This window comes from Streptomyces sp. NPDC060027, from assembly GCF_042737005.1.
Lineage (GTDB): Bacteria > Actinomycetota > Actinomycetes > Streptomycetales > Streptomycetaceae > Streptomyces.
The window spans coordinates 1-9,075 of the sequence record NZ_JBHWVI010000291.1; the positions used below are offsets into that span (position 1 = coordinate 1).

The window sequence follows — 9,075 nt, forward strand, 5'->3', positions numbered from 1 at the left end:
TTCCGGCTTCCTCTCTGCGTTTCGTCGGCGACCATCGGACCGAGCTCCGGCAGCGGGGGCTGGGGAGGCGCATCGGATCTCCGTGGTCTTGAGCGGGGTCCTCGGCCATGATGAACGGCGTTCTCTAGGCAGAGGGGGTAGCCAGGGTGGCGATTTCGTGGGCGACGCGGAAGTTGCTCGACAGGTACGTCAGTGATCCGAAGTCGGTGACGTGGCGGTGGGAGTCGATGGTTGTGGACGTGGTGCTGCGGCACGGGTCCCGATCCGACGCCGAGGCGCTTCTCCCGGTGTTCCTCGACGATCCCGGAGCGCGCGAGAGGCTGGTTCCGATATTCGCCCGGCATGGAGACATCCGTGTGGCCGAACGCCTGCTGGAAGCGAGCGTTGAGGCGGGCAGGTTGCGCGACGGTATGCCGACCGGTGTGCTGCGCGCTGTCGGCTACCTGGGATGCGAGTCGGCCGAGCGGATGCTTTGGGACCACGTCAATGGTCCTGACCACGATCACCACGAGGCGATGGACGCATGCCTGGGCCTGCTGCACCTGTCGTGCCAAGGTGTGCGGACCGAGATCGCGGAGGCTCTCGAGCGGCACGTCGGCTCCAGCCTGTTCCCCGAGTTCTTGCCGATCCTTGCCACGAAGACGGGTGACCCGGCTTGGTTGGGAAGGCTCGTCGCGTGGGGCGAGGGCAGTGCATCCACGGACTGCAACGGCGGACTGATCCTGGGCATCGCCGTGCATGGCGATACTGCGCGCGCCGCATTCACGCGACTGTTGTGGAATCCGCGCTGGGAGGCATACGGCGGCGGGACGGGATCGGACCACTGGGCGTATGCGGGCGCACGCGTGCTGGGACTCGGAATGCCGGAGCTGTACGCCGAGTTGGTCGCCCGCTTGAACTCCGATACGGGCGCCGACGACAAGCGCCACTGTGTCGAGACGTTCACCGCTCTGCTGAGTCATTGGGCGGACCGCAGATGGGTCGGCCTGCGTCTGGCGCCGGATCCGGTCGAGAGCAGTGACGCCCTGTGCAACCTTCTGTTCGAGTGGTCTTCCCCTGATGAGGACGACTCGTTGATCGGCCTCACCGGCCGCGTGCTCGGCCACGAAGACCGGCTTGTCGCCGAGTTGTACCACCTGGAGGAGACCCTGCGGAGTGAGGCGAGACACGAGCTGGAGCTTCGCGTGGTCACATCTCGTTGACAGGCGAAGTCACCGTCGCCGGGGCTCTTCACGTTTCTGGCGGAGGAAGGGGAGGGGCAGCGGCTCAGTCCCCGCCCGCCGGCTCGGTGCCGGCAGGCAGGGGGCCGGCCGTGGATCGCTCCCCGGCGGTCAGTGGGCTCAGCGCGCGAACGGCCCGCCCAGTCGCATGTACGACAGCTTCAGCGACGTCACGGAGTACGACTTCGAGCCCGTCGTCGTGATGCCCGAGCCGGAGCCCTTCAGCAGGTGGACGAGGCCCCAGCGGTCCTCGTAGCCCAGCTGTTCGTTGGTGCCGATCATGAGATCGGCGCGGCCGTCGCGGGTGTAGTCGGTGAGCTTGAGGTGGGCGCCGAACTGATCCTGGGTCTCGGCGGTGCCGGTGATGCCGGAGTTGTCCTGGGTGTAGGACTTGGCGCCGGTGCCGGACAGGCCGCCCGCGCGGCCGAACAGCACGGTGACCGCGCCGGCGTCGCTTTTGGCGCCGAGGTCCTCGCCGCGGGCGCCGACGGCGAGGTCCGCGTAACCGTCGCCGTTGACGTCACCGGCGGCGATGGCGGAGCCGAAGTAGTCCTCGTCCTCGGAGGAGCCCGGCACGCCGGTGCTGTTCTGGGTGAACTTGACCGGCTTGCGGGCGGTGTCGGGACCGTTCGAGCCGCCGTACTGGAGGGTGACGTAACCGCGTTCGCCGTCGCCCGGCTCGTAGCCGCGGCCGATGGCGAGGTCGCCGTGGCCGTCCTTGTCGAAGTCGCCGACGGCGAGGATGTCGCCGCCCTGGTGGCCCCCGTCGTCGGGCACCCGCAGCTCGCCCGCGCGCTGGGTGAAGGTGCCCCCACCGCGGTGGAAGTAGGCCCGCAGGTCCAGGTCGCCGGCGTTGCCCTGGAGGTCGGAGCCGAGGATGTACAGGTCGGTGGCGGCGTCGGCGGTGACCCGGCCGGCGACCAGGTTGGGGGCCCACAGGTAGCCGTAGGAGCCGCCCAGGGAGTCCCAGCCGCTCTTGCCGCCGGTGCGCGTGAAGGGGCCCTTCAAGAGGACCACGCCCACCCGGCTGTTGCTGGTGACGGCCAGGTCCTGGTCCCCGTCGCCGTCGAAGTCACCGGACGCCACGTCCTCGCCGAACGCGTCGCCCGAGCCCTCGTACTCCTGCTGGACCGGCGAGTTGAGGACCGTGCCCGAACCGAGGCCCTGCGCGTTGCCCCAGACGACGGTCAGCCCGCCGCGCATCTGCACGTCGCCGACGTCCTCACCGGGCGAGGAGACAACCAGGTCGGCGTAGCCGTCGCGGTCGAGGTCGGCCGTGGTGGCGGCGGTTCCCCACCCGTCCTCCGCCTCCACCGCGCCCGGGATGCCCGCCGAGTCCTGGTGGATGGTCTGGACGCGGGTGCCGGGGCCGGACGACGTGCCGTAGACGACGGTGACCCGGCCGTCCTTGCCGTGGGAGCCGCCCAGCATGACGAAGTCGCGGTGGCCGTCGCCGTTGAAGTCGTCGGACAGCTTGGCGGGGGCCGCCGACGCCGCGGGGGCCGTCAGGAGCGGTGTGCAGACTGCTGCCGTGAGGGCCACGGCAGCGGCGAGGGCGGTATGTCTGGCGTGCATGGGTCTCCGTTGTCGAGCGCGTGGGTGTTGGACGCCCGGGGCGTCAAGAGCTCCGCCGACGCCCCGGCCACAGGGCAGGGCATCGACGCCGGCGGGTGTGTTCAGGTCAGCAGCCGCTGTCCTTGGGGGTGAAGTCCATGCGGGCGTGCCTGTCCGTGCCGATGGCCGCGTCGTAGGTCGTTTTGCTGACCTGGTACCAGACGTCGTCTTGCTTCGTGTCGCCGCCGAGGTTGTCCACGCTGACGCACCACTGTTCCGGCCGGACGACGCGCCTGTAGGTCTCGGTTCCGCTGCGGACCTGCTTGCATGTCTTGGACTGCTCGGTGGAGTACCAGGTGCGGGTACGCCGCTTGGTGCCCGATCCGGTGCTTGTCGTGTGTTTGACCCGTCGCGTGGTCGTGCTGCACTTCTTGGTCAGGTGTGGCCGTGTGGCCCGGGTGGTCTTGGCGGCGAGGTGGCGGACCTCGTCCCGGAGGCCGAAGACGCTCGCGTCCGTCGTGGTGTCCGCGTCCGGCTGGGGCTCCTCGGCAACGCTTCCGCTGTCCTGGTCGACGTCGACCGAGTAGTCGGTGCCCTCGTCGCGTGCGTCGGTCTCGCGGCCGCACGCGCCGAGCCCGGCTATCAGAACTGCCGTCACGGCGGCCGTCACAAGTTGCTTGAACATGTCTTCCCTTTACGATCAACGGCCCGCAGCGTAACGCCAGAAGCAAGAAGTCGGTGAACAGAGCAACCGGCGAACGAGACGCCGGGTCGGGATTGCCGGGCATTGATGACGCACTGGACACCGCTCCGGCCGGCCGAGCGGACTGCTCGCGCTACCTGACCGGCCGCGCTGCTCGACCGGTGCCGGGCGGGCTCTGCGGGGAGATCAGACCGCTCTCGTAGGCGAGTACGACGGCCTGCACACGGTCCCTCAGATCGAGCTTCGACAGGATGCGGCCGACATGGGTCTTGACCGTGGTCGGGCTGAGGAAGAGACGGTCCGCGAGTTCGGCGTTGCTGAGGCCGGTCGCCAGCAGGCGCAGCACTTCCAGTTCGCGCGGGGTCAGTTCCGACAGGTCACGGTGGAGGCCGGTCCGCGGGGACTCCTGGCGGTGTGCGAAGCGCTCGATCAGCCTGCGGGTGATCGTGGGCGCGAGCAGGGCGTCGCCGGAGCGCACCAGGCGCACGGCGGCCACGAGGTGCTCGGGGGTGACGTCCTTGAGCAGAAAGCCGCTCGCTCCGGCGGTGAGCGCCGCGTACACGTAGTGGTCGAGGTCGTACGTCGTGAGGATGATGACACGGGTGCCGTCGGAGCCGTCGGGTCCGCCGCCGAGAATGCGCCGGGTGGCCTCGATGCCGTCCATCCGCGGCATCCGGATGTCCATGAGGACGACGTCGGGCCGGGTGCGCCTGACGGCGTCGACCGCCTCGGCCCCGTCTGCGGCCTCGGCCGTCACCTCGATGCCGTCGGCGGCGAGGATCATTCCGAACCCCGTACGCACCAGGGCCTGGTCGTCCGCGATGACGGCGCGCAGGGCCGGCCCGTTCACACCGCCTCCCACGGGACCCGGGCCGTGACCCGGTATCCGCCGGTGAGCGTAGGCCCGGCGGTGAGCTCGCCGCCGTAGACCGCGAGCCGCTCGCGCAGCCCGATCAGTCCGCGGCCGTTGCCGTCCACCGGCGGCGAGTCCCGGACAGCTCCCGTGTCGGTGACCTCGATCTCCAGCCAGGAGCCGGCGAAGCCGATCGCCACCGCCGCACCGGCGCCCGCCGCGTGCTTGATCGTGTTGGTGAGCGCCTCCTGGACGACGCGGTACGCGGTGAGTTCCACCCCGGGGGGCAGCGGCCGGGGAGGCAGTGACACGGTCACGGTCACCGGTGTCCCGGCGGCCCGCACGCGTTCGGCGAGGGCGTCGAGCTGTCCGAGGCCGGGCTGCGGTTCCAGACCGTCGGCGGGGCTGTCGCCGCCCGTGCCCGGGCCCGCGAGCAGGCCCATGACGTGCCGGAGTTCGGCCATGGCGGCGCGGCCGCCGGCCTCCACCGCCAGCAGTGCTTCCTTGGACCGCTCCGGGGCCGCGTCCATCACCTTGCGCGCGGCGCCCGCCTGAATGACCATCACGCTCACATTGTGGGTGACGACGTCGTGCAGTTCGGCGGCTATCCGGGCGCGCTCCTCCTCGACGGCCCGGCGCATGGCCTTCTCCTGGGCCTGCTGGAGGTCCGTGAAGCGTTTCCGGCTCGCCTCCAGCCGCAGGCGCCCGAAGCGGACGAGGCTGGCCAGCACCCCGACGATCAGGAGCACGACAGCGGGGCTCGACCAGCCGGGGAGCACGGGGTCCGACTCCCGGAACGCGACGCCCGCCAGCACGGCGGCGACGACCAGCGCGGCCATCGCCCGCATCCGGTAGCGGCTGAGCGCGACGGCTCCGTACGCGCCGATACTGCAGGTCAGTACGTTGATCCAGGAGACGCTGTCACCTATCGCCAGCACGGCGGCGAGGACCACACCGAACACGACCAGCGGATACCTGCGCCTGGCCACGAGGGGCAGCGCCGACAGCACGACCAGGACCCAGGGCGCCGAGGACCGCGGGTCGTAGGTGCCCTCCGGGACAGGGGGCTGAGGCCGCTCCGGGTACGGGAACGCGCCCCGCCCCTCGGACACGGCCCTGGAGCTGATCCGTACCGGCCCGTCGCCGGGGTAGCGCGCCGCCACGACCAGCGCGACGACGGTCAGCAAGATCCCCAGCACCACGTCCACGCGCACCGCCCGCCGGGACAGCGGGGCGGGCTCCCCCTCCGGCCGGAGCGCGTCGCGGACGTGAGCCCACCAAGTCCCCGGCCGCAGCACGTCACCGGCCCGCTCTCGCCGTCTGCCCGCCCACGGCGCGTCGCGCGGCCGCCCGTACAGGTCCTCCGTCTCCATCCGCACATTGTGTGGCCCCGCGGCACTGGCCGGCGTCCACCTGCGCGGCCGGGACCCCTGTCCGCCAGGAGTACTCCTCGGGGATGACCCCGCCGCCGAGTCCTCCGCAGGAAGGGCCTGATGTCGGTGCCGCGGCCGACGCGCCGCGTCGGCGTCCGCCCGTACGTTCACCGGGCCCGCACAGGAAGCGGGCCCTCGACCAACGAAGGACGGACACACCCATGACTCAGGTGATCGAACTGGAGGGCGTGGCCAAGCGATACGGCGGCGCCGACGCGGCGGCGCTCGGACCGGTCGACCTCCGCGTGGCCCAGGGCGAGGCCCTTGCCGTGACGGGTCCGTCCGGCAGCGGCAAGTCCACCCTGCTCAACCTCGTCGCCGGTCTGGACCGGCCGAGCGAGGGAACCGTGACCGTGGCCGGTCAGTGCATCGACCGGCTGAGCGAGCACGCGCTGGCCCGGTTCCGCCGCGAACGGATCGGCATGGTCTTCCAGTTCTTCAACCTGCTCGACGACCTCACCGTCGCCGACAACATCCAGCTTCCCGCCCAGCTGACCGGGACCGCCCGGCGGGCGGCGGCATCCCGTGCCGGGGAGCTGATGGAGGTGCTGGGAATCCAGAAGCACGCCCGCGCCTACCCCGGGCGGTTGTCCGGCGGCGAACGCCAACGGGTCGCGGTGGCAAGGGCCTTGGTGAACAGGCCTGCGCTGCTGCTCGCCGACGAGCCGACGGGCGCGCTCGACACCGCGTCGGGGCAGGAGGTACGGGAGCTGCTCGTGGACCTGCACCGCGGCGGCCAGACCGTCGTTCTCGTCACCCACGACCTGGAGCTGGCCCGGGCGTGTGCGCAGCGGACGATCCATCTGGTGGACGGCCGCGTCGCCGTCGACACGCACGCGGAGACCGTCCGATGAGCCGGTTCGGCAATGGTGCCCTCGGGCGGGTCGTGCGCTCCGGGGTCGGCAGACGACGTGTCCAGACGCTGGTGATCGCCGTGGCCACGATGATGGCGGTGGCCTCCGCCGTGGTCGCCGGGTCCCTCATGGTCGCCACGAACGCTCCCTTCGACCGTGCCTTCGCGTCGCAGCACGGCGCGCACATCACCGCTCAGTTCGACCCGGACCGGGTGAGCGCGGCTCAACTGGAGAGCACCCGTCACCTGGACGGGGTCACGGCGAGCGCGGGACCGTTCCCGTCCACGACGATCAGCCCGGTGGGCCGGGACGGTGGACACCTGCCCGCGCTGACCCTGGTCGGACGGTCCGGTCGGGGGAGCGGCGTGGACGAAGTGGACCTGAAGTCGGGCCGGTGGGCACGGAAGTCGGGCGAGATCGTGCTGTCCGCCTCGTTCTCCGGACCGTTCCTCAAGGTCGGTTCGACACTGATGAGTTCCGACACCGCGGACGCGTGGACGCTGACCGTCGTCGGCTTCGCGCTGTCCGCCGGCGGAAGCGCCGACGTCTGGGCGACCCCCGCTCAGGTCAGGTCGCTCGCGACCGGAGACAGCGGCCTCACGAGCCAGATGCTCTACCGCTTCGACTCCGCGGGGACGAAGTCCCAGGTCGCGGACGACCGGAAGAAGCTCACCGCCGCCCTGCCCTCCGGTGCGCTGGTCGGTACCCAGTCGTGGCTGGACACCAAGCGTGCCGCCGATCAGGGCGCGGCGGCGACGATCCCGTTCCTGTTCGCCTTCGGCGTGCTCGGCATCGTGATGTCGGTGATCATCGTCGGCAGCGTGATCAGCGGCGCCGTCGGCACAAGCCTGCGCCGCATCGGCATCCTCAAGGCCATCGGGTTCACCCCGGGCGAGGTCGTACGGGCTTATGTGGCACAGGCGTTGATCCCGGCCGGTGCGGGCATCGCGCTGGGCGTCGTCCTGGGCAACCTGCTGGCCGTGCCGCTGCTCGAGGACACCGAGTCCGTGTACGGCACGGTGTCGCTCTCCGTGGCCTGGTGGGTGGACGTCGTGGTGCCGGCCTGCGCGCTGCTCGTGGTCGGGATCGCGGCGCTGCTGCCCGCGTTGCGGGCCGGGAGACTGCGTACGGTCGAGGCGATCGCCGTCGGCAGGGCGCCGCGCACCGCCCGGGGTCAGTGGGCGCACCGCGCGGCCGGGCGGCTTCCGCTGCCGAGGCCGGTGACGTACGGCCTCGCGAGCCCCTTCGCGCACCCCGTGCGTGCCGTCGCGATGGTGCTCGCGGTGACCTTCGGAACAGTGGCCGCGACGTTCGCAGTCGGGCTGACGCAGTCCCTCAACGCGGTGGGCAGCGCGCAGGATCCCGAAGGCCGCGCTGATGTCACCGCCATCAGCGGCGGCCCCAACTCGGGCGCCGGACAGCGGGTGGAGAGGAAGCCGAAGCAGCCGGCGCCCGCCGCTTCGGGGCCGAACCAGGGACAGCCGTCGGCCGATCCGGACGCGGTGCGTGCGGCGGTCGCGGCGCAGCCCGGCACCGCCTCGTACTACGGCACGGCGGCGGGGGACGCCACGGTGTCCGGGATCTCCGGCACCGTCCGGGCCGTCCTCTACCAGGGTGACTCCCGCCCCGGCCGCTACGAGATGATCCACGGGCACTGGATCAACGGGCGGGGCCAGGTCGTGGTGCCCACCCGCTTCCTGGAGAGGACGGGCACCAAAATCGGCGAGACCGTGCGGGTGACGTTCGAGAAGGAGACGGTGAGCCTGCGGATCGTCGGCGAGGCCTTCGACACGTCGGACGACGGAATGCAGGTCCACGCGGATCTCGACAGCTTCCCCTCGGCGGAGCCCGGGGCCTTCCACATCGAGGTGGATCCGGGAGTCTCGCCCGCTGAATACGCTGACGAACTCGGCGGTGTGATCGAGCCGTTGGGCGGCGACGCCATCGCCGACTTCGCCCCGGAGGGAGAGAACATGATCCTCGTACTTGAGGCCATGGCCGCGCTGCTCACCCTGATGCTGGTGTCCGTGGCGGGTCTCGGAGTGCTCAACTCCGTGCTCCTGGACACTCGCGAGCGCGTCCACGACCTGGGGGTGTGCAAGGCGCTCGGCATGTCCCCTCGGCAGACGGTGGGGCTCGTGCTCGCGTCGGTGGCCGGGATCGGCGTGGTCGGCGGGCTGATCGGCGTCCCGGTCGGGTTCGCGCTGCACGGCTACGTGCTGCCGGTCATGGGAGAGGCCGCGGGCACCGGCCTGCCGCCTTCCGTCCTCGACGTGTACGACACCTCGCAGTTGGTGCTGCTGGGCCTGGCCGGTGTGTTCGTCGCCCTGCTGGGCGCGACGGCCCCGGCGGGCTGGGCGGCCAAGGTCCGTACGGCGACGGCGTTGCGCACCGAGTGACCGACGGCGGCCGGCGCCGTGCGGTGCCCGCCGGGACGCGGCGGCCTGAACCGCACGGC

General features: G+C 71.4%; 7 protein-coding genes. 3 read left to right on the forward strand and 4 right to left on the reverse strand.

Annotation, left to right across the window (positions count from 1 at the left end; genetic code table 11):
* Nucleotides 1-146 precede the first annotated feature (146 nt).
* On the forward strand, nt 147-1,202 hold the full coding sequence (locus tag ACFWBT_RS39005) for a hypothetical protein (RefSeq protein WP_385708412.1): 1,056 nt from the start codon (nt 147-149) through the stop codon (nt 1,200-1,202).
* Between the two features lie 138 nt (nt 1,203-1,340).
* Here ACFWBT_RS39005 and ACFWBT_RS39010 read toward each other — a convergent pair whose 3' ends face one another.
* The 4 genes from ACFWBT_RS39010 to ACFWBT_RS39025 form a co-directional block, all read right to left on the reverse strand.
* Nucleotides 1,341-2,795, reverse strand: coding sequence for an FG-GAP and VCBS repeat-containing protein (locus ACFWBT_RS39010; protein ID WP_385708415.1), 1,455 nt, complete (start codon nt 2,793-2,795; stop codon nt 1,341-1,343).
* Between the two features lie 106 nt (nt 2,796-2,901).
* Entirely contained in the window at nt 2,902-3,459 is a 558-nt protein-coding gene (locus ACFWBT_RS39015) for a hypothetical protein (protein WP_385708418.1), read from the reverse strand.
* A 151-nt stretch (nt 3,460-3,610) separates the two neighbouring features.
* Nucleotides 3,611-4,327 (reverse strand): response regulator, encoded by a 717-nt coding sequence (locus ACFWBT_RS39020; RefSeq protein WP_385708421.1) that lies wholly within the window; start codon nt 4,325-4,327, stop codon nt 3,611-3,613.
* Nucleotides 4,324-5,703: a sensor histidine kinase gene (locus tag ACFWBT_RS39025; RefSeq protein WP_385708424.1), complete on the reverse strand. Its 1,380-nt coding sequence runs from the start codon at nt 5,701-5,703 to the stop codon at nt 4,324-4,326. Before ACFWBT_RS39025 ends, ACFWBT_RS39020 begins: the two co-directional genes overlap by 4 nt.
* Before the next feature lie 221 nt (nt 5,704-5,924).
* Here ACFWBT_RS39025 and ACFWBT_RS39030 point away from each other — a divergent pair, with 221 nt between their 5' ends.
* The gene (locus ACFWBT_RS39030) at nt 5,925-6,617 is read left to right on the forward strand and encodes an ABC transporter ATP-binding protein (RefSeq protein ID WP_385708427.1); all 693 of its coding nucleotides are present in this window, start codon (nt 5,925-5,927) and stop codon (nt 6,615-6,617) included.
* Nucleotides 6,614-9,016, forward strand: coding sequence for an FtsX-like permease family protein (locus ACFWBT_RS39035; protein ID WP_385708430.1), 2,403 nt, complete (start codon nt 6,614-6,616; stop codon nt 9,014-9,016). Before ACFWBT_RS39030 ends, ACFWBT_RS39035 begins: the two co-directional genes overlap by 4 nt.
* The last annotated feature ends 59 nt before the right edge of the window (nt 9,017-9,075 follow it).